27 protein-coding genes are annotated in these 20,008 nt (G+C 41.8%); 3 read left to right on the forward strand and 24 right to left on the reverse strand.

The annotated features are described in order from the left end of the window. Window positions 1-115: 115 nt before the first annotated feature. The 21 genes from LCD32_RS10690 to LCD32_RS10790 form a co-directional block, all read right to left on the reverse strand. Entirely contained in the window at window positions 116-1,012 is an 897-nt protein-coding gene (locus LCD32_RS10690) for a polyprenyl synthetase family protein (RefSeq protein WP_206761467.1), read from the reverse strand. Next, complete coding sequence (locus tag LCD32_RS10695; RefSeq protein ID WP_003215880.1) at window positions 996-1,256, reverse strand: exodeoxyribonuclease VII small subunit; 261 nt, start codon at window positions 1,254-1,256, stop codon at window positions 996-998. The genes LCD32_RS10690 and LCD32_RS10695 overlap by 17 nt, the downstream gene beginning before the upstream one ends. Continuing rightward, on the reverse strand, window positions 1,240-2,598 hold the full coding sequence (gene xseA, locus LCD32_RS10700) for an exodeoxyribonuclease VII large subunit (RefSeq protein ID WP_017357964.1): 1,359 nt from the start codon (window positions 2,596-2,598) through the stop codon (window positions 1,240-1,242). The genes LCD32_RS10695 and xseA overlap by 17 nt, the downstream gene beginning before the upstream one ends. A gap of 70 nt (window positions 2,599-2,668) precedes the next feature. Then, a complete protein-coding gene (folD, locus tag LCD32_RS10705; RefSeq protein ID WP_007501171.1) occupies window positions 2,669-3,520 on the reverse strand; it encodes a bifunctional methylenetetrahydrofolate dehydrogenase/methenyltetrahydrofolate cyclohydrolase FolD in 852 nt (283 codons plus the stop codon). A 14-nt stretch (window positions 3,521-3,534) separates the two neighbouring features. Continuing rightward, window positions 3,535-3,927: a transcription antitermination factor NusB gene (nusB, locus tag LCD32_RS10710; RefSeq protein WP_008342218.1), complete on the reverse strand. Its 393-nt coding sequence runs from the start codon at window positions 3,925-3,927 to the stop codon at window positions 3,535-3,537. Between the two features lie 178 nt (window positions 3,928-4,105). Beyond that, a complete protein-coding gene (locus LCD32_RS10715) occupies window positions 4,106-4,513 on the reverse strand; it encodes an Asp23/Gls24 family envelope stress response protein (RefSeq protein ID WP_017357965.1) in 408 nt (135 codons plus the stop codon). 25 nt (window positions 4,514-4,538) lie between these two features. Then, window positions 4,539-5,888, reverse strand: a complete 1,350-nt coding sequence (gene accC, locus LCD32_RS10720; RefSeq protein WP_007501177.1) for an acetyl-CoA carboxylase biotin carboxylase subunit — start codon at window positions 5,886-5,888, stop codon at window positions 4,539-4,541. Between the two features lie 11 nt (window positions 5,889-5,899). Continuing rightward, on the reverse strand, window positions 5,900-6,382 hold the full coding sequence (accB, locus tag LCD32_RS10725) for an acetyl-CoA carboxylase biotin carboxyl carrier protein (RefSeq protein WP_008342216.1): 483 nt from the start codon (window positions 6,380-6,382) through the stop codon (window positions 5,900-5,902). A 194-nt stretch (window positions 6,383-6,576) separates the two neighbouring features. Further along, window positions 6,577-7,209 (reverse strand): SpoIIIAH-like family protein, encoded by a 633-nt coding sequence (locus LCD32_RS10730; RefSeq protein ID WP_024718861.1) that lies wholly within the window; start codon window positions 7,207-7,209, stop codon window positions 6,577-6,579. Then, window positions 7,209-7,844, reverse strand: coding sequence for a stage III sporulation protein AG (gene spoIIIAG, locus LCD32_RS10735; RefSeq protein ID WP_370539206.1), 636 nt, complete (start codon window positions 7,842-7,844; stop codon window positions 7,209-7,211). The genes LCD32_RS10730 and spoIIIAG overlap by 1 nt, the downstream gene beginning before the upstream one ends. 28 nt (window positions 7,845-7,872) lie before the next feature. Further along, a complete protein-coding gene (gene spoIIIAF, locus LCD32_RS10740; protein ID WP_058214154.1) occupies window positions 7,873-8,505 on the reverse strand; it encodes a stage III sporulation protein AF in 633 nt (210 codons plus the stop codon). A 14-nt stretch (window positions 8,506-8,519) separates the two neighbouring features. Beyond that, on the reverse strand, window positions 8,520-9,713 hold the full coding sequence (gene spoIIIAE / locus LCD32_RS10745; RefSeq protein ID WP_017357967.1) for a stage III sporulation protein AE: 1,194 nt from the start codon (window positions 9,711-9,713) through the stop codon (window positions 8,520-8,522). A 19-nt stretch (window positions 9,714-9,732) separates the two neighbouring features. Further along, window positions 9,733-10,146 (reverse strand): stage III sporulation protein AD, encoded by a 414-nt coding sequence (gene spoIIIAD, locus LCD32_RS10750; protein ID WP_087978339.1) that lies wholly within the window; start codon window positions 10,144-10,146, stop codon window positions 9,733-9,735. Next, window positions 10,143-10,349, reverse strand: a complete 207-nt coding sequence (spoIIIAC, locus tag LCD32_RS10755) for a stage III sporulation protein AC (RefSeq protein ID WP_003153142.1) — start codon at window positions 10,347-10,349, stop codon at window positions 10,143-10,145. The genes spoIIIAD and spoIIIAC overlap by 4 nt, the downstream gene beginning before the upstream one ends. A gap of 19 nt (window positions 10,350-10,368) precedes the next feature. After that, complete coding sequence (gene spoIIIAB / locus LCD32_RS10760) at window positions 10,369-10,884, reverse strand: stage III sporulation protein SpoIIIAB (protein ID WP_007501189.1); 516 nt, start codon at window positions 10,882-10,884, stop codon at window positions 10,369-10,371. Then, window positions 10,878-11,801, reverse strand: a complete 924-nt coding sequence (spoIIIAA, locus tag LCD32_RS10765; protein ID WP_082181649.1) for a stage III sporulation protein AA — start codon at window positions 11,799-11,801, stop codon at window positions 10,878-10,880. The genes spoIIIAB and spoIIIAA overlap by 7 nt, the downstream gene beginning before the upstream one ends. A gap of 66 nt (window positions 11,802-11,867) precedes the next feature. Beyond that, window positions 11,868-12,149 carry a YqhV family protein gene (locus LCD32_RS10770; protein ID WP_017367580.1) on the reverse strand — a complete coding sequence of 94 codons (282 nt, stop codon included), beginning with the start codon at window positions 12,147-12,149 and terminating at the stop codon, window positions 11,868-11,870. 374 nt (window positions 12,150-12,523) lie between these two features. Next, window positions 12,524-13,081, reverse strand: a complete 558-nt coding sequence (gene efp / locus LCD32_RS10775; protein ID WP_008342209.1) for an elongation factor P — start codon at window positions 13,079-13,081, stop codon at window positions 12,524-12,526. Window positions 13,082-13,106: 25 nt separating this feature from the next. Further along, window positions 13,107-14,168 carry a M24 family metallopeptidase gene (locus tag LCD32_RS10780; protein ID WP_007501193.1) on the reverse strand — a complete coding sequence of 354 codons (1,062 nt, stop codon included), beginning with the start codon at window positions 14,166-14,168 and terminating at the stop codon, window positions 13,107-13,109. Further along, complete coding sequence (gene aroQ / locus LCD32_RS10785; protein WP_007501195.1) at window positions 14,165-14,608, reverse strand: type II 3-dehydroquinate dehydratase; 444 nt, start codon at window positions 14,606-14,608, stop codon at window positions 14,165-14,167. Before aroQ ends, LCD32_RS10780 begins: the two co-directional genes overlap by 4 nt. A 109-nt stretch (window positions 14,609-14,717) precedes the next feature. Then, entirely contained in the window at window positions 14,718-15,245 is a 528-nt protein-coding gene (locus LCD32_RS10790) for a YqhR family membrane protein (protein WP_060781186.1), read from the reverse strand. A gap of 221 nt (window positions 15,246-15,466) precedes the next feature. Between LCD32_RS10790 and LCD32_RS10795 the strand changes: the two genes are divergently transcribed. Both LCD32_RS10795 and LCD32_RS10800 read left to right on the forward strand, forming a co-directional pair. Next, window positions 15,467-16,423 (forward strand): DUF1385 domain-containing protein, encoded by a 957-nt coding sequence (locus tag LCD32_RS10795; RefSeq protein WP_017357970.1) that lies wholly within the window; start codon window positions 15,467-15,469, stop codon window positions 16,421-16,423. A gap of 38 nt (window positions 16,424-16,461) precedes the next feature. Continuing rightward, window positions 16,462-16,857: an SA1362 family protein gene (locus LCD32_RS10800; RefSeq protein WP_007501201.1), complete on the forward strand. Its 396-nt coding sequence runs from the start codon at window positions 16,462-16,464 to the stop codon at window positions 16,855-16,857. Here LCD32_RS10800 and LCD32_RS10805 read toward each other — a convergent pair. From LCD32_RS10805 to LCD32_RS10815, 3 genes are all read right to left on the reverse strand, one after another. Next, window positions 16,854-17,729, reverse strand: a complete 876-nt coding sequence (locus LCD32_RS10805; protein ID WP_008342205.1) for a patatin-like phospholipase family protein — start codon at window positions 17,727-17,729, stop codon at window positions 16,854-16,856. The two genes, LCD32_RS10800 and LCD32_RS10805, sit on opposite strands and share 4 nt — an antisense overlap. A gap of 305 nt (window positions 17,730-18,034) precedes the next feature. Further along, window positions 18,035-18,469, reverse strand: coding sequence for a transcriptional regulator MntR (gene mntR / locus LCD32_RS10810; RefSeq protein WP_003215946.1), 435 nt, complete (start codon window positions 18,467-18,469; stop codon window positions 18,035-18,037). An 85-nt stretch (window positions 18,470-18,554) separates the two neighbouring features. Beyond that, the gene (locus LCD32_RS10815; RefSeq protein WP_017357972.1) at window positions 18,555-19,391 is read right to left on the reverse strand and encodes a biotin/lipoate A/B protein ligase family protein; all 837 of its coding nucleotides are present in this window, start codon (window positions 19,389-19,391) and stop codon (window positions 18,555-18,557) included. A gap of 219 nt (window positions 19,392-19,610) precedes the next feature. On the opposite strand from LCD32_RS10815, the gene LCD32_RS10820 reads away from it, so the two are divergent. After that, window positions 19,611-19,991 carry a rhodanese-like domain-containing protein gene (locus LCD32_RS10820; protein ID WP_024718853.1) on the forward strand — a complete coding sequence of 127 codons (381 nt, stop codon included), beginning with the start codon at window positions 19,611-19,613 and terminating at the stop codon, window positions 19,989-19,991. Window positions 19,992-20,008: the final 17 nt, after the last annotated feature.

The following is a 20,008-nucleotide window of genomic DNA, read 5'->3' on the forward strand; positions in this document are numbered from 1 at the left end:
CATATATAATGCCTTATTCCTATGAAAACCAATTCAGGAATAAGAGTTGTCTCATCATGATAAACTGTTTACAGTTTACCACAATTGCTCGAGGACCCTCAAATCTAGGCTGTTTTTAGTGATCTCGTGAGGCAATCAGATCGCATAAATCATGCAGCAAGTTTTGCTCCAACTCAAGATTTGAGACAATTTCTTTCGCACGAGTGATATGTTCATCCAGCTTTTCTTTTGCTCCTGAAAGCGTTAATAAAGAAGGATATGTCGACTTTTCATTTGCTGTATCGGAGCCGATCCGCTTTCCTATTTTCTCTTCGCTGCCTTCAAGATCTAAAATATCATCACGGATTTGAAAAGCAATGCCAATATGATAGCTGAATTCTCTCAGCTTTTCGATCTCATCATCAGGTGCACCTGCCAGTATCGCACCAGCAACCACACTAAAGGTGAGTAGCTTTCCTGTTTTGCGGGCATGAATCGATTCTAATTCAGAAAGAGGGATTTGTTTCTGTTCTGCTTCCATATCATCAAATTGCCCGCCAACCATTCCGAGTGCACCTGCTGATGTAACAAGTTCATCGATGATTCGAAGCTTTTGATCAGCAGGTACATCGTCAGATAATTGCGATGTGATCAGACGGAAGCTTTCAGTGAGCAGCGCATCACCTGCAAGAACAGCTGTTGCCTCGCCGTATACTTTATGGTTGGTCGGCTTTCCTCGGCGCAGGTCATCATCGTCCATACAAGGAAGATCATCATGTATCAACGAATACGTATGAATCATTTCCACTGCACAGCCTACTGGTATACCGTCTTCTTCCCTTTTTCCATACGCATTTAAAAGAGCAAGAACAAGCACAGGACGCAGTCTTTTTCCGCCAGCTTTCAGAGAATAAAGCATAGAAGATTTCAGCTCTTCTGGAATAGACAATTCCTGCACATATGTAAATAAATAATCTTCAATTGCTTGTTTTCGTGTTGTTAAAAATTCGTTTAAGTTACTTGTCACCAGCATCTGCCTCCTTCACAGAAAAAGGAGCCAGTTCACCGTCCTCTTTTAAAATGAAATCCATTTGCTTTTCAACATGCTGTAATTTTTCATGGCAAAGTTTTGAGAGTGTCATACCCTCTTGGAAATAGTGGATGGCTTGTTCAAGCGGTACATCGCCTTCTTCGAGCTTTCCCACAATCTCTTCAAGTCCTTTCATGGCCTCTTCAAATGTCATTTGTTCTTCTTTTTGTTTATTTGATTCTGTCATGATGATTGCCCTCCTTCTCAATAACCTCACAAATCAGACGTCCATCCTTCATTGTAATCGTCAGTTGATCCTTCGTTTCTACTTGATTCACACTTTTAATGAGCTCATCTTCTTTATAGGCTAAACTATAGCCTCTTTCCATGACTTGAAGCGGATTTAATGCATTTAGTTTACCAAGAACCGATTGGAACTGCGAATGAATTGTTTTCATTTGCACATTCATGCTCCGAACGAGCTGTTCTGTTTCATTGGCGTGACGTTTTTTCGCCTGAAGCAGCTGCTCTTTTGGATGAAGCGGCTTCAGTCTATATGTTTGGCGGTCAAGTTGACTGCGTTTTTGTTCCATTTGTCTTGTCAGCTGTTTTTGAAAACGATCAAATACCATATCGAATTGCTGCTCTTTTTGCTCTTGTAATCGTTTTGGAAAACGGAAAGCATAGGAGGATTGAAGTGCCACAAGACGGTCTTTTGCTTGTGACGTTCGATTTTTTACCGCTCTTGTTAACCGAATGTCGATTGATTTGATTCGTTCGATTAAGTCGGCAGTGCTTGGAACAGCTAGTTCTGCTGCTCCTGTTGGTGTGGGTGCTCTCATGTCTGCAGTGAAATCACTAATGGTAAAGTCTGTTTCGTGCCCAACCGCAGAAATGATTGGAATGTCTGATGCGAAGATCGCTCTTGCGACTGCTTCTTCATTAAAGGCCCAAAGTTCTTCAATCGATCCTCCGCCTCTCCCGACAATCAAGACATCACAAAGCTGTTTTTCATTGGCTTCTTTAATCCGTTCCACAATCGAACGCGGAGCATTTTCTCCTTGGACTAATGCCGGAAGCACAATGATCTTGGCCTGCTGATAGCGCCGATTGATCGTGGTAATGACATCTCGAACAGCTGCTCCTGTTGGGGATGTAATAACACCAACAACCTCTGGAAATTCAGGAATTGTTTTTTTATAGCGCTCATCAAATAAGCCTTCACTTGCTAGTTTCTTCTTCAGCTCTTCATAGGCAAGATGAAGAGCACCAACACCATCAGGCTGCATTTCTTTTGCATATAATTGATAGCTTCCGCTCGGTTCGTAGACTTGAATTCCGCCTCGTACGAACACTTTCATCCCGCTCTTTGGTGAAAAAGGCAGCTTGGACGCGGAGCGCTGGAACATGACGGCTTGCATACGTGCATTTTCGTCCTTTAAGGTGAAATAAACATGCCCTCTTGAATGAATCTTCACATTTGATAACTCACCTTTGATCCAAATATCTTCTAAATGAGGGTCAACATCAAATTTTCTTTTTATGTATTTTGTAAGGGCTGTGACCGTCACAAAGGCTTTTTCACTCATGACGTATTCCTCCTCTTCAAAAACGCACATTCATCCACCGGCAGCACGCAGGTGGATGAATGGATCAAGCTTATGATAATGTACGTTTTGCTGATTTAACCGTATTGTGTGCAAGCATCGTAATTGTCATTGGACCCACTCCGCCAGGGACTGGTGTGATGTATGAAGCTTTTTCTTTTGCTGCTTCAAAGTCAACGTCCCCTACAAGTTTCCCTGTTTCTAGACGATTGACTCCTACATCAATGACAATAGCGCCTTCTTTAATTTGGTCAGCTTTAATAAAGTTTGCTCGACCGACGGCAACAACTAAAATGTCCGCTTTTAACGTATGTTCTGAAATGTTCGCCGTTCTTGAATGACAGTAGGTGACGGTTGCATTTTCGTTTAGTAGCAATTGTCCAACTGGTTTGCCGACGATATTGCTTCGTCCTACAACGACCACTTCTTTGCCAGAGAGATCCACACCTGTTTTGTTCAATAATTCAACAATACCTGCTGGTGTGCAAGGGAGGAATGTGTCTTCCCCAAGTAGCATTTTCCCGATATTTAGCGGATGAAAACCATCTACGTCTTTCTCTGGTGAAATTCGTTCAATGACGGCTTTTTCAGAAATATGTTTTGGCAGTGGAAGCTGAACAAGAATTCCGTGGAATTGATCATTTGCATTGTACTGATCAATCATCTTTAGCAATTCCTCTTCTGTTAAAGAAGCATCTAAATGATCAAGCTGGAAATGCATGCCCATGGCTTCTGCTGCTTTTTTCTTCCCGCGTACGTAAGAAAGTGAAGCCGGATCATCACCGATTAGAATAACGGCAAGACCAGGTGTGACTCCTTTTTGTTTTAGCTCTTCTACTTCTTTTGCTAATTGTTCACGCTTTTCTTTTGCTGTTTCTTTCCCATCGATGATTGTTGCTGTCATGTCGAATCCTCCTATTACTGCTTTAGGTCGTTTTTAATGTTTGAAAGTACACCATTTACAAATTTCGGCGCCTTATCGTCACCGAACAATTTAGCAAGTTCAATGGCTTCATTCATTGAAACACTCACCGGGATATCTTCTTGATATACCATTTCGTACACAGACAGCCTTAAAATGGCTCTGTCTACGTTCGCAATACGATCAAGTTTCCAATTCACAAGATGCTGTGAAATCATGTCATCGAGCTTGTCCTTTTGTTCGAGCACACCGAAAACCAGTTCCTCGAAAAAAGGATCTGATTCTTGTTCATCCAGCGCATGTGTAATGGCCTCTTTCGGATCAATATTGCTGACATCAATTTGAAATAATGTTTGTAGCGCCTTTTCTCTTGCAGTTCTTCTTTTCATTATTTACTCCTTTAACCACTTTATCCGCTTGTCGTTAAGCCATACAGAGATCATAACATATTTTGACCGCAGTCGCACCAAGATCCATGCGTGACGTAATCATCATGTGGAATTTTCCCAAAAATGGGCTTTAAAAAACCAAAGAGGCAATGCCTCCTTGGTTTCACTTCAACCCTTTTTACATTTCTTGATCAACTTCGGCTTCAGCTGTTTTTGTATCAAATTGAATGCCGACGACATGAATGTTGATTTCATTAATTGTTAAGGCCGTCATGTTTAAAAGGGTTTGACGGATATTTTCTTGAACAGCAGTGGATACCTTTGGAATGGATAGGCCAAATTCAACCACACAATACACATCAATTGTGATGCCTTCATCAGAGACATCTACTTTCACACCTTTACGGTGATTTTTCTTCCCAAAGCGTTCTGCCACATCAGCAGCGAAGTTGCCGCGCATTTCCGCAATTCCTTCGACCTCTGATGCAGCGATCCCAGCAATGACTTCAATCACTTCTGGCGCAATTTGCACTTTTCCCAATTGATCTTCATCAAGGTTCATTTCAAGCAAATTGTTTTCTGACACGATCATTCACCTCCGAAAGCTGTTATTATTTCATAATTTGATATGTTTCTAAAAACTTCGTATTAAAATTACCGCTCACAAATGTTTCGTGCTCTAGTAATCTGAGGTGGAATGGAATCGTTGTGTAGACTCCTTCAATGACGAATTCTTGAAGCGCACGTTTCATTCTTGCAATTGCTTCTTCTCTCGTTTTACCATATGTGATCACTTTCGCAATCATACTATCGTAATATGGCGGAATCACATAACCAGGATAAGCGGCAGAATCAACACGTACTCCTAAACCGCCTGGCGGAAGGTACATTTTAATTTCACCAGCAGAAGGCATGAAATTTTTCTCAGGGTTCTCTGCATTAATACGACATTCAATCGCCCAGCCTTCGTATACGACATCCTCTTGCGTAAGGGAAAGCTTTTCACCTGAAGCTACTTTGATCTGTTCTTTGATCAAATCAACACCAGTGACCATTTCCGTTACAGGATGCTCTACTTGGATACGTGTATTCATTTCCATGAAGTAAAACTTCTCTTCATTATAATCGTAAATGAATTCAACCGTTCCGGCACCTGTGTATTCAACAGCTTCGGCTGCTTTTACGGCAGCTTCACCCATTTGCTCACGAATATCTGCATTTAGTGCAGGTGATGGCGTTTCTTCCAGAAGCTTTTGCATTCTTCTTTGGATAGAACAATCACGTTCACCTAAGTGAATAGTATTTCCATGTTGATCAGCAAGGACTTGAATTTCAACGTGTCTAAAGTCTTCAATGAATTTCTCCAAATAGACACCTGGGTTCCCGAAGTTTTGAGCTGCTTCCTGCTGCGTGATGGTGACACCGTTAATGAGCTCTTCTTCTGTGCGAGCCACACGGATACCTTTACCACCGCCGCCTGCAGTTGCTTTAATAATGACAGGATACCCAATACCAGCTGCTGTTGAAACAGCATCATCAAGATCTTTTACAATTCCTTGAGAACCAGGGACAATTGGAACACCAGCTTGCTTCATTGTTTCTCTTGCCACATCTTTCGTTCCCATTTTGGAAATTGCTGACGCAGTTGGTCCAACAAAGATGACATTACATTCCTCGCAAAGCTCTGCAAAGTCTGCATTTTCAGCAAGGAAACCATATCCTGGATGAATGGCATCTGTACCTGTTAGTTTTGCCACACTGACAATATTTGTCACATTTAAATAACTATCTTTTGAAGCAGTCGGTCCGATGCAATATGCTTCATCAGCCATTTGAACATGCAGCGCATCACGATCCGCTTCAGAAAATACCGCAACTGTTTCAATTCCAAGCTCTTTACAAGCACGGATGATTCTAACTGCGATTTCTCCTCTGTTTGCAATTAATAGCTTTTTAATCATGATCGTACTCCTTACTCTGCTTTCACTAGAAAGAGGGGTTGTCCGAATTCTACAAGCTGACCGTTTTCAGCTAATACTTCGACGATTTCGCCTTTTACTTCTGCTTCGATTTCATTAAACAGTTTCATCGCTTCAACGATACATACAACTGAGTTTTCCTTCACTTTAGAACCTGTTGTCACATATGGATCTGCTTCTGGTGAAGAAGAAGCGTAAAATGTGCCAACCATTGGGGATGTGATTTTATGCAGGTTTTCAGACGCGGCTTTCTCTTGTGCAGGGGCTTCGGTCTGAGCTGGAGCTTGTGCTTTAGGAGCTTGTTGAGCTGGAGCTGCTTGGACAGGAGCCACTGGTGCTTGTGCCGCAACTTGCTGAACGACTTCTTTATTTTTCTTTAACTTGATTTTTGCACCTTCATTTTCGTACGTAAATTCATCAATTGTTGATTCGTCAATTAATTTAATTAGTTCATGAATCTCTTCAATTTTTAACATGGATTTGCACCCCTATGTATGGATTTATCTTTTTTTATAGGCTAGTACTAAAAGTACATACTATAACCATCTTACAGGAGGATTTCGTTGAATTCAACTATTAATGTGATGAGACACCTCGCGCAAGCACCTGAAAAAGGGCGTCAACCCGCATGAAAAAACGCCCTTTTCAGAAAAGGGCGCTTGTGCATTTTTTATTGATTCGATGGCTCAAAAGTGACGGCTACGTTATCAAGCCCTCTCATTTCTTTTGTGACCAAATCAATAATATCTGCTGCTTGGGACTTTGATTTTTTATCAGAACGAACCGTGATGTTCACTTTATCTCCTTCTGCACTGACGAGCGCATCTTTATATCCTTTTGTTTTGATTAATGTCTCCAACTGACGCTCTGTTCCTTCTGCCTCACTAAGCGCTGTCATTTGATCATAAGCTTCACTTTTCTCTTGCGCTGTTGCATCATCGCTAGACACGATTTCGTTATACTCTTCACGCTGCTTGCTGCGCTTATCTTCCAGTTCAAGTCTGTAGGTTGTGAAAAGTTCATCGTCAGTCTGCTCTGAAACAGCCTTTCCTTCTTCTCCACTTGTTTCAACATCTTCTTGTTTCGCATTGGTTTCTTTGTCAGTTGATTTCTCTTCTGCGTTCTTTTCGGTTCCTTTGTCAGTCCCTTTTTCTGGCTCAGCCTTTTTCTCTTCCATTCCTTTTGATTTTGTATCCTCTACTGTCACAGCATTCTCACCTTGTGGAGACATGATATAGTACACACTTAATACGACAACTAAACTTAGCATCGTTAATAGCCAAACCGTTTGTTTTTTTAACATCATTCCGAATCCTCCTTAATTTTTTTAGGGGCAACAGCCACTCTATGGCTCGGTACATCAAGCACTCGTGTAACCGCTTCAATGATGGTTTTCTTTATTTGAACGTTGTCTACTCCTTGAGCAACAACGAGGACACCTCGAATGTCTGGCTTTTTCGTTTGGACAACAACAGGTGTTTCTTCATTGCCATTTTTAATAATGACAATCTCTTCTTCTTTTGTTTGATCCGTGACACTGCGCACGCCGCCTTCTTTGTCTGTTTCCTCGGTCGTAGTGCTTTTATTGGATTTGTTTTTTTCAAACACTTTTAAAGAAGTTGCGTCTACATTTACCACAATGGATACATCCTCAACACCAATGATCGTTTCTAAAATCTCTTTCAGCTGATTTTCGTATTCTTGTTCAACATCCTCTATCGAGTTGTTTGACTTACCTGAAGAGGATGGTTTGAACACCGCCTGCTCTTCTGAGGATGTTTTTTTAGACGCAGGAACAGCAGCCTCTTGTTTGCTTGATGGCGGTGACAGAATCTGACTGACTAACATGAATGACACGCCGATAATGAAGACAAGCAGTAAGTAATGGTGCTTCGTTAATTTTGGTTTCCCTTCACCTTTTTCAGGTGCTTGGAACATTGATTTCAGTTTTTGTCTCCAGTCTTTGTTATTCATGATCTGCTGCGTCACCTCCCTCAATGTTCAGCGCAATGTGTTCAGGCCGTGTATTCCATACATCTGCAAGCGTCTCTTTCACCCTCGCCATCTCTTTTGCTGACGCCCCGGCGCTTTCCTCCTTTTGCCTGGAGAGATCAATGTCGACCTTTGCCACCGTTTCTACAGAATCACCTGTGAGCGGGACAAGGACTGCTTTGATGCGAAATTGATCTGCCTCCATATTCTGATCAAGGTGCTCCTCATCTGCCAACACTTCTACGTGTTTCATTTCATAGCTCTCCTTCTCCAGTGGCTCCTTTGCGCTTTTTTCTAGTTGGACAGCCATTTGCTTTAAAATATATGCACGCTGTGAAGCTTGTATTTCTTTTTTTTCTAAATTCATCTGATTTTTTATTTCTTCTGATTGCGCTTGGTCCTTCCCTTTCATGATTTCTGAGAAAATTTGGTCTGGATCTGCCCGGAATAACGCAAAGATCGGATTGAGCATCACGACAATTAACAGTAAGCTGACGACCATTTTTGCATACTTCTGCATGCTTGAATTGGGAAGCAAAAGATCAATCACAATCGCAAATAAAATAAATAGAATAATACTTGTGATCCATTCTGTGAGAAAACTCAAATGGTGTCCCCTCCTTACTTCATCATCATGGTGAGGTTGCCAGCTGTGATGATAACGGTAATGCTTAAAAAGAACATAAGCGATACAACAGCTAATGCAGCAAATATATAAAGAACACTTTTTGAAATGACATCAAGGCAGCTTATAATCGGCCCGCCTCCTAAAGGCTGAAGAATCGCAGCGGCCAGTTTATAAATGAGAGCGAGCGACAGCACTTTAATTGCTGGGAAAGCCGCAATTGAAATCAAAATGGCGACGCCTACAAGACCAACCGTATTTTTCAGCAGCACAGAGGCGCTGATAACGGTATCTGTCGCATCAGTAAACATTCTGCCAAGGACAGGGATGAAATTTCCGGTAATAAACTTGGCTGTGCGAAGAGCGATTCCATCAGTGATAGCAGCAGATGCCCCCTGTACAGAAATGACGCCGAGGAATACAGTTAAAAAAACAGCGAGCCCGCCAATGGCGACATTTCTTAACAGCTGGGCAAGCTGGGTCACTTTGTATTGTTCGGTCAATGTACTGACGATGCTCAAGATCGCTGATAAAAAAATAAGCGGAAGAACGACATATTGAATAAAAACACCGCTCGTGTTCATTAAAAACAAAATCACAGGATGAAAGAATCCGGCTGAGACAAGCCCGCCTGATGAGGCAATAAGTGCTAATAAAAGAGGAATAAGAGCAAGAATAAAACTAGTCATCGTTTGAATGGCTTCTGTTGCATAAGAGATCGCAACATGAAAACTGTTTAATGCAATAATGATAAGCACCATATAAACAAGAGCGTATGCAACTTTACTAACAGTGCTTTGTTCAAACGCATTTTGCAAAAGCTGCAAAAGCGAACAAAAGATGGTGAGTAATATAAGTGTGCCTAAGAGCTTTCCATTGGCAATCAGCTCATGAAACAGATAATGAACAAAAGCCTTCAGCCACGTTTGGGGAGACAGCTCTTTATCGCCATCGATCATTTCCTTCACTGTACCTTTTTGGCTTTCAGGCAGAAAGCCGCCATACTCATCCAATATCGTTTCCCAAAAGTCACTGATAGAATGAAGCTCTAAGGCATCAGCCTGTCCACCCGCAACTTCTTCTGCGACCGGTTCTTCACTTGATAAAGGCACACTTTCTTCTGCACCTGCATACGGAACGATCATCCAAAAGAACATCATAAACCCTAGCACAGCTGTCACCCGTTTCATCATCATCACCTCTTTTCCATCAAGTCATAGACGGGATCATACCTAGGATCGTCTCAATGATGACCGTTAAAATCGGTACCGCCATGACCAAAATAAGAATTTTGCCGCCAAGCTCTATTTTTGAAGCGATGGCGCCTTGTCCAGCATCCTTTGTGAGCTGGGCACCAAATTCTGCAATATAGGCAATGCCAATGATTTTCAAAATGGTTTCAACGTATTTCATATTGACGCCTGCACTTGCTGCAATTTTTTCAATCATGGAGATAATGGCATAGATTTGATCGATTAAATAAAGGAAAATGACACACCCAGTAAACACAACAAGCATAAAGGCGAAGGTTGGCTTTTGTTCTTTGACGATTAATGCTAGAAAAGTAGCGATTAAACCAAGTCCAACAATTTGAATGATTTCGATTTGTAAGCCCTCCCCTATCCTTGAAATAGAAATACGGCTTTAATCTTCTTAAACAAATCATCCACAATGGTAGCAACCATAAATAAAATGTAGATAAATCCAAGCAGTGTCACCCACTGTGCGTACTCTTTTTTCCCCATTTGATCTAAAATCGTATGGAGAAAAGCCACGACGATACCCACTCCCGCAATTTGGAAAATGACGTTTACATCAACGCCCATGCTCTCGACTCCCTTCTTCTCACATCAATAACAGAATCAGTAGTAACCCACTTAGAAAACCAAGACTTCTCACCATTTTTTCATTTTTCGCTTGGGCAACTTCAGCTTCTTTTTCCTCTGATTCCAAATGGCCTAAAGCTAGCTTGATATATTTTTGCTGAGCCGTCACATCATGCTGACCAAGGGTTTCTCCAAAGTGCTTCAGCGCCTCATATTCGCCTTTTTTTAATACGGTTTTTTTCCATACATCCTCTAGACTTTCATTCCATGCATGCCTCGCAGAAAAAGTTCCGACGTTGAGTTTTTCTGCAAATTGTTCAAATAGCCGATTCACAGGCGGTCCTACTTGGGACGCAATTTGGTCAGCGGCTCTAGCTAAAGGAGTTTGACCATACATAATTTCAGCTTCAAGAGATTGGAGTGCAAATCGGAGCTGGCGGATTTGCTTTGGCCGATCACTGTACCGCTTCGCAAACTCGAATCCTCCCCATGTCGTAGCCGCAACAATGAAAATAGCACCAATAAGCTTTAACATACGTCCACTCCCCGCCTCCGCTTCAGCTCTTGTCCCTCTTGGTCAAATATCCGTCCGATCGTGCCAGGCCCTTTTTCTCTATTTAATTCCACATATCGCTCAAACACACGAAGCTGCCATAACGGTTCAAATGATGGCCGTTTAGATAAGTCTTCAAGTGAATACCCATGAGCTGAGACGATAATGGTGACTCCAGCATGGATTGCTTCTAACAGTGCCTGTACATCTTCACTTTTTCCGATTTCATCGACAATGATGACTTCCGGGCTCATGGATCTGATCATCATCATTAATCCTTCAGCCTTTGGGCACGCATCAAGTACATCAATCCGGTGCCCAAAAGAATGCTGCGGCACTCCTCTTATACAACCTGCGATTTCAGATCGTTCATCTACAATCCCTGTTTTTCTAGGAGAAATGGCTGTTGTTCCTGTACTGACAAGACGTGCTAGATCACGCAGCAATGTCGTTTTCCCGGTTTGCGGCGGACCTATAATCAGTGTGTTACACCAATGTTTTTCATATAAATAAGGGAGAAACGGCAGAGCAATTCCGATCTTCTCTTTTGCGATGCGAATATTAAATGAAGAAATATCTCTTAAGCCTTTGACGAATCCATTTTCGACGATGACCTTTCCAGCAAGCCCAACCCGATGTCCGCCAGATATGGTGATATAGCCCTGTTTTAACTCTTCCTCAAGTGTGTACATGCTGTAATTACTGAGCCTGCCTAATAGCTGAGCCGCATCTTCACCTGTTGTATAATAGGAAAGAAAGCGGGGTTTTCCTCCTTGCATCAGCTCAATCGGGCGATCGGTGCGAATGCGGATTTCTTCTATTTGCGCCCACTCTGCTTCTTTTAACATGCTGAGTTCTTGTCCAATTGAGTGCGGGAGAATATCCAACAAACTCCGCAACGAATTCCCCTCCTTTTTTTCTTCTCTAAAATGTATGATGCATGCCGTTAATTATGCCAAGCCATTTCACTTATAAATTCCAACAAGAATAAATACGACACCAATGAAAATAAACACAAGCTTCGCATAGGATAACTGCCCTGCAATTTGGTAGATTCCAATCGTCATCGTGATAATAAAAATGAGCGGCCCGATGATCGCTAATATACTATTGATGACAACCGCTTTACGCACATCATTTGTCACTAAAATGAGGATGGCGGCCGTCAGTTCAATCGCGGCAGACAAAAACCTCATCCCTGCCATGGCAGCGACTGATGGGTGTATACCCGGGAGAAATTGTTTCATATAGAACCTCCAGCTTTTTTTACACTATATGCTTCACTAGCTAGAAGTAGTCTTGTTTTTCAAAAGGAAGAGAGATGGATGAGAGAATAGAGTAGGGGTGTCATAACGAGGCGTCCTATTTTTCAAATAAAAAAAGACTGTAAACACGAGGTTTACAGTCTCAGATAGTTGTCAAAGGGCTAAAATGAACTTGATTTTAGCCCTTTGTCTTCTTTTCAGCGTGATAGAAAACCTTTGGAGTCTAGGAAGAACGAGCACTGGCGCGGAGCGAATTTGACATTCGTGAGCACCAGCGCGCAGGACTGACAAAGAATGCGAGGGTTTGCCTACACGCTGAGACTGTAAACACGAGGTTTACAGTCTCTCTCCGTTCATTACGCTCTTGAAACGTATGAACCGTCAGATGTATTGATCACTAGTTTATCACCTTGGTTCACAAAGAAAGGAACGTTCACGATTAAACCAGTTTCTGTTTTTGCAGGTTTTGATCCACCTGATGTTGTATCACCTTTAATACCAGGCTCTGTTTCTACTACTTCTAGTTCTACAGTGTTTGGAAGTTCTACTCCAAGTGTTTCATCACCGTACATGACGATTTGAACCGACATATTTTCAAGCAAATATTTCAGCTCATCTTTGATTTGCGTTTCGCTTAGTTCAAGTTGTTCGTATGAACTTGTATCCATGAATACATGCTGATCGCCATTTGCATATAAATATTGCATTGTTTTTGTTTCAATTTGAGCTTTCGCTACTTTTTCACCTGCACGGAACGTTTTCTCTTGAATCGCACCTGTACGCAGGTTACGCAGTTTCGAACGGACAAACGCTGCGCCTTTTCCTGGTTTTACGTGTTGGAAATCCACTACACGCCAAATACCGCCGTCCACTTCAATTGTCAGGCCTGTACGAAAATCGTTTACTGAAATCATTTTGTCATCCTCCTACATTTCACCATCATAATATGATAAGTTCTTTCGGTGAGTGGGTCAATCGTTTATTGCCGTCAGCTGTCAGGACAATATCATCCTCAATTCTCACGCCGCCGACATCCGGCAAGTAAATGCCTGGTTCAACTGTCACAACCATTCCCTCTTCTAACACGACATCTGAGCGTGAGGAAAGGCCAGGTGCTTCATGTACTTCCATACCAAGCCCATGTCCAGTCGAATGCCCGAAGTATTGACCGTAGCCATACTTTTCAATGATGTCTCGTGTGATGCGATCAGCTTCTTTTCCTGTTAAGCCTGGCTTGATTTTATCCACACCAGCGTTTTCTGCTTCTAATACGATATGATAAATTTCCTTTAATTTGTCGCTTGGTGTTCCTACAGCAATGGTTCTTGTCATGTCTGAACAATAGCCTTTATAATAGGCACCGAAATCCAGTGTCACCAAGTCGCCAGATTCAATCACCTTTTCGCTCGCTCTCCCGTGTGGCAGGCTTGAACGAACGCCAGAGGCAACAATCATATCGAATGAAGATCCTTCTGCCCCTTCTTTTCTCATGAAAAATTCAAGCTCGTTCATGACCGCAATTTCTGTCAGGCCCGGCTTGATGTACGTGAGAATATGATCAAAGGCATGATCTGCAATCTTCGCAGCTTCCTCTAATATCTTAATCTCTTCATTAGACTTAATCAAGCGCAACTTTTCAACTGATTCTGAGACTGGAACAAGCTCGATACCGCTTGCTTTCCCCGAGTACTGCTGGTAGGTGGCAAATGTCATATGGTTTTGTTCAAAACCAAGACGTTTCACCCCAAATTCGTTTGCCGTTTGGACAGCAGTTTCCACAATGTTTCCTTTATGTTCAATGATGTCATAGCCCTTTACTTGATCCTTTGCTTGCTCCGTGTAACGAAAATCCGTAATAAAGGCGGCACGATCCTTTGAAACGATGGCAAGACCGGCTGATCCAGTAAAACTCGTCATATAATGTAAATTAAAGCTGCTCGTAATCACTAAACCATCTATGTCTAATTCGGCTAAAAGTTTTCTTAGTTTTTCAAGTTTCATGATACTGCTCCCCCTTCACTGACTAAATAACGAATCGCCAATTTATATCCTTCTAAACCAAGTCCAACGATTTGACCTTGGCATACTGGAGCAAGAACCGAATGATGGCGGAATTCCTCTCTTTTATGAACATTTGTGATATGTACTTCGATGACAGGTAACGTAATACTTGCAATGGCATCTCTCAGTGCATAGCTATAGTGGGTAAAAGCACCCGGGTTAAACACGACGCCATCGTACTGATCTTCTGCTTCATGGAGCGCATCGACCAAATCTCCCTCGTGATTCGATTGAAAGAACGTCAATTGAATATTTGCTCTTTCTGCAAACTGAAACAAATCCGTTTCTAAATCTGTTAATGTTTTACTTCCATAAACTCCTGGCTCTCTCTTGCCGAGCCTATTTAAGTTGGGCCCATTCAGCACTAGAAAATGAGGCATATGACCACTCCTTCACCCTAATTCACTCTATATCGATGTCTGTTTCTTTTTCCTTAGAAACCTTTCGTTTCCAAAAATAATTTTATCATATGAATGGTGGATTTACACTTTATTCTGTCTTTTTCCCGAGTGCCCTTGCAAGCTTCTGACTCGTTAATTCATTGTATTCAAATGAAATACTGTATCCGACAAACATGCCATATAAAATATATAGGCAAAATGTCGTCACAATGGTGCTTTGCTGCAAATCTTGCACTTGCTTCACATCGGGGAATATAGGATTAAATACATAAAAAACAAGTAGCCACAAAACCCCTCCATAAATCAGTCCCATCCAAAAACCTTTGATCCGTTTGAGCAGACCATAATAAATAAAGGCTGCCCCAATAGATAAAATCCCTAAAAGAACAATACTCATAAATGTACCAAGTCCGCCTTTTTTCCATTCACCAAGCACAAATGGCTGCAACAGCATATTTGGACTCACCTCTGAAAAATGAAACATATGGGTCAGAAATCCGATAAAGCCCCAAAAAACTCCGCCAACAAAACCTGTAGCTGCTGCCCTTGCCACCATTGAAGACGTTTGTACTGATTGATTTTTTTCTTCTTGGTTTTTCTTTTCATCACGTTTCATATGAACACCTCCAGCAAGTAGTATGTCCAAAATGTCATGAAAAAAAAGGATTTCCGTGCGAGAGTGTAAAATTTTTATAACAGGGTATACTGGCTAAAAAGAGGTAGATAGAATTCTAGTAGATAATCGACCTGTGAGCTAGTGATTTCCCCTCTTTTCCTGTACAATAAAGGTATAAGGAAATGCATGTAAATTACAGGAAACAGGCAGGTTGATGAAATATGTCCAATCAAACAAAACCTCCAGCATATGGAGGGCAGGCAGTTGTGGAAGGTGTCATGTTCGGAGGTAAAATGAACTATGTGACAGCGATTCGGCGTAAGGATGAGTCGATTGAGTTTTTAAAGCTTCCCCGGACCTCCAATAAACGAACCGCCTTTCTTAAGAAAATCCCTTTTGTCAGGGGTGTTGCTGCACTTGTTGAAGCAAGCGCAAACGGCAGTAAGCACTTAAACTTCTCCAGCGAGCGCTATGACTTAGATCCTTCTGAAGATCATTCTCTTGAAAAAGAACAAAAAAGCTCGAAATTATCAATGATCTTCGGCATTGCTGTGATCGGAGTTCTCTCTCTTCTTTTTAGTAAATTTGTCTTTACTTTAGTGCCTGTCTTTTTAGCTGAACTTGTGCGTCCGGTGTTTTCTGGAAACTTCGCACAAATTGCAGTGGAAACATTCTTTAAATTGATCCTGTTATTAGGCTATATTTACTTTATTTCCATGACCCCTTTAATTAAAAGGGTATTTCAATATCATGGGGCAGAACATAAAGTCATAAACTGCTATGAACAGAATCTTGACATCACAGTGGAAAATGTCCAAAGCCAATCTCGCCTGCATTATCGATGCGGCAGCAGCTTTATTTTATTCACTGTCATTGTCGGCATGTTCGTCTATTTACTCGTACCGACAGATCCTTTATGGGTGAGAGTTCTGAATCGCTTGGCGCTTATTCCGGTTGTTCTGGGCATTTCATTTGAAGTGCTTCAGCTCACAAACAAACTCCGTGACGTGCCAGTGCTTAAAGTGCTTGGCTATCCTGGCCTTTGGCTGCAATTGCTTACAACAAAAGAACCCTCTGATGATCAAGTCGAGGTAGCCATTGCAAGTTTTAATGAACTTCTTCGCTTAGAGGAAGCATCTGCGAAACAAGCATCAGATTCTGCTCATCAAGTGATCTAGCTTATAAATCCGGTAAATTCTTTCGGAGGTGGACAGTTATGAATCGCCGAGTACATCCTGCTTTTACCATTATTTTCGCTTTAGGTGTTTTGGGATTTGTGTATTTACTCACAACGAATCCAAGCAGACTTTTTACAATGCTGCTATCAGTTGTGATCGTTGGAGCGGTTCTATTTTTCTTATTTAGATGGCTGATGAATCGAAGAACTGGAACAGAAGGAAATCTTTATCGTAAAGCAGTCAAACAATCAAAACGTCGCTACCAGCAGCCTAAACCAAAAACGAAAAGCCAGATGAAAAACCGGGTCACTCATTTGCGAAGCGTGCCGACTGACCACAAGTCGAAGCCCGTCCTTCTCAAAAAGAAAAGCCAAACACATTTGACAGTCATTGAAGGCAAGAAAAACAAAAAGAAAAATCGCGCCTTATTTTAAAATGTCCAGCTCTTTAAAAATTGCTCGGCCTTCTGTCTGCCTAGATCGACGAGCGCCTTTTTCTTTTCTGTCATCAGCTGAAAATCAGTGGCAATGACGTGTTCTACAGGAATAAAAATAATATGACGTTCGTGTTTTGTGGCAATATGTCTTTCGTCATGAGCACCACGCATCGTTTCAAATAGAGCGCCAAACAGTTCAAACGCATTGCGGATGGAATGTTGAGGGCGTTCTTTTTCGTTTGGGGTTAATGTGACACCGACAAACGGTCTTTTTTTCTCTTCAGCAAAAAGCCAAATCGGAAAGTTGCTGAGCACGCCGCCATCTACTATGGTACAAATTCCTTTTGAAGACCTCAGTTTGACAGGTTCGAAAAAATACGGCAGACTGCAGCTCATCCGAATGGCTCTGGCAACAGAAAACCGTTCTGGATTTAACCCATAGGAAGGAAGGTCATCTGGAAGGACGAGGATTTTGCCATTTGTTAAATCAGAAGCGACGATTTTGAGCGTATCTTTTTTCAGATCCCCGAATACGGTGACGCCTTTTCGTTTTAACACGTCTGTCAGCCATTTTTCTAGACGGTCACCTTTGTAAAGGCCAAGACGCCAATAAATAGACACCCACCTGAGCATTTTAAACGGGATGAATTGACACCTTCGATCAAGCAATTGATGCTCATCCATTTCGTCTAACAGCTCCCGAATCTCCTGACTCGTAAAACCCGCTGCGATGAGTGAAGCAATGATCGCTCCCGCACTTGTTCCAGCGAGACGGACAAATTGAAATCCTCTTGCTTCAAGCGCTTCATAGGCGCCTGCAAGTGCTGCACCCTTAATGCCTCCACCTGAGAACACACCATCTATCTTCATCAAGGAGCCCCCTTTTCTGTCACACTATTAATAGTGTAGGAGCAATTGCCTTTCATTAGAACTATATTCAAAAAGGACACCCTTCGACAGGTGTCCTTTCAGCGTGTAGACAAACCCTCGCATTCGGTGTCAGTCCTGCGCTCCGGTGCTCACGAATGTCAAATTCGCTCCGCTCCGATGCTCGTCCTTCCTAGACTGCAAAAGTTTTCTTTCACGCTGAAAAGAAGACAAAGAGCTAAAATAAAGTACATTTTACCCCTTTGTCAACAATTTAAAAGGACACCCTTCGACAGGTGTCCTTTTTCTTAAGATTCTTGATTTGTTTGTTCGTTTTTCTTTTGAATCGCTTTCAGCTGAACAGATCGCTCATCGTTTTCTTCAAAGAATTGGACGAGGTCGCCAATACGGTCAATGCTGTTCCAGCTGAGATGATGCTCAATACCTTCTACATCATCATAAATTTTCTCTTCATCTACACCAATGATTCTTAAAAATTGCTCTAGCAGTTCATGTCTGTATACGAGACGTTTTCCAATTTTTTTGCCTTTCGGGGTTAAAATTAGACCACGATATTTCTCATAAATGAGGTATTCATCTTTATCTAGCTTCTGAACCATTTTTGTTACAGAGGAGGGATGGACAGCGAGGGCTTCTGCAATATCAGATACTCTTGCATATCCTTTTTCTTCTATCAGCATATAAATTTGTTCAATATAATCTTCCATACTAGGTGTAGTCATAAAACCCCTCCAAAATGCACCTTTACTTAATAATCATAACAATTCTACACCATCGCCCATTAAAAAACAAGAAGAGTCCTTCGTCTTAACGCTTGTAATTCCAATCATCTGTGGCGTATTTCGTTTTGGCGAGGTGATGAACAAATGCCAACTCTTCATCTGTCAGCTCATAAGGCACAAGCTCGATATTTAATCCTTTTTCAAATCCTCGTTTAAATGCAACACGCGCATCGTCTATCGTGCATGTTCGATCTGAAATTTCATTGATCGCCACCGCTTTGTTTTTAAAGCTGCGCTGCATGCGCTCTCTCACCCGGTCGTTTGGATACAGAAATAAATCAAACAATTTATCCTCATCAAGATCAATTAAAATCGAGCCATGCTGGAGGATCACACCTTTTTGCCTTGTTTGCGCACTGCCTGCTACTTTTCTGCCTTCTACAACAAGCTCGTACCATGAAGGCGCATCAAAACATACAGACGATCTTGGATTTTTTAAGCTTTCTTTTTCTTTTTCTGTACGAGGAATAGCAAAATACGCATCGAGTCCCAGTTCTTTAAAGCCCTCTAAAATCCCTTCTGAAATGACGCGGTATGCCTCTGTCACCGTCGCCGGCATCTCTGGGTGCTCTTCTGACACGATGACACTGTAGGTCAATTCCTGATCATGAAGAACGCCGCGGCCTCCTGTAGGCCTGCGAACAAATCCAAGACCATAGCGCTCAACCGCTTCCATGTTGATTTCTTTTTCAACATGTTGAAAATATCCAACAGATAATGTCGCTGGATTCCAACCATAAAAACGGATCACAGGCGGGATCAGCTTCTCGCTATGCCAATAAAGCAAGGCTTCGTCCATTGCCATGTTAAAGGCAGGGTCTTGGTTTCCTGTATCAATGAAACACCATTTCTCTTTTTGCATATAAAATCCCTTCTCTTTTACGTAGTCAATGTTAGATGACGGTGGTGACCACCGATTTTCTCTCTTCATCAGTCTATCAAATAGGGAAGGAATTGAAAATAATTCTTACCATTTATGATGACAAGTTTCTTTTGCTTTACTATAATAGTATTTGTCTAAAACGTACCATCAGACAGGTGACTGTGCTGATGCTCAAGAAGGAGTCGAGTCGTATTGCCAATATTCAACTATATCGTCCTCTCACTTTGTGGACTTTTCGTTCTTTATTCCATCGGCAGTTACATTTATCAGCAGCGCATTATGAAAACGCTGACGGAAGCAGAATTTATCAAAGGTTACCGCAAAGCCCAACTCATTGATGTGAGAGAACCAAATGAGTTTGAAGGTGGACATATTTTAGGCGCAAGAAACATTCCCCTTTCACAATTAAAGCAGCGCAAAAATGAAATACGCCCTGACAAGCCTGTTTATCTCTATTGCCAAAATAATTTGAGAAGCGGAAAGGCTGCTCAAACGTTACGTAAAAATGGCTGTCGTGAGATTTATAATTTAAAGGGCGGCTTTAAAAAATGGGGCGGCCGCATTAAAACAAAGAACTAACAAAAAAGACTCTGGGA

Origin of the sequence: Bacillus sp. RSS_NA_20, from assembly GCF_020165915.1 — a bacterium.
Lineage (GTDB): Bacteria > Bacillota > Bacilli > Bacillales > Bacillaceae > Bacillus > Bacillus altitudinis.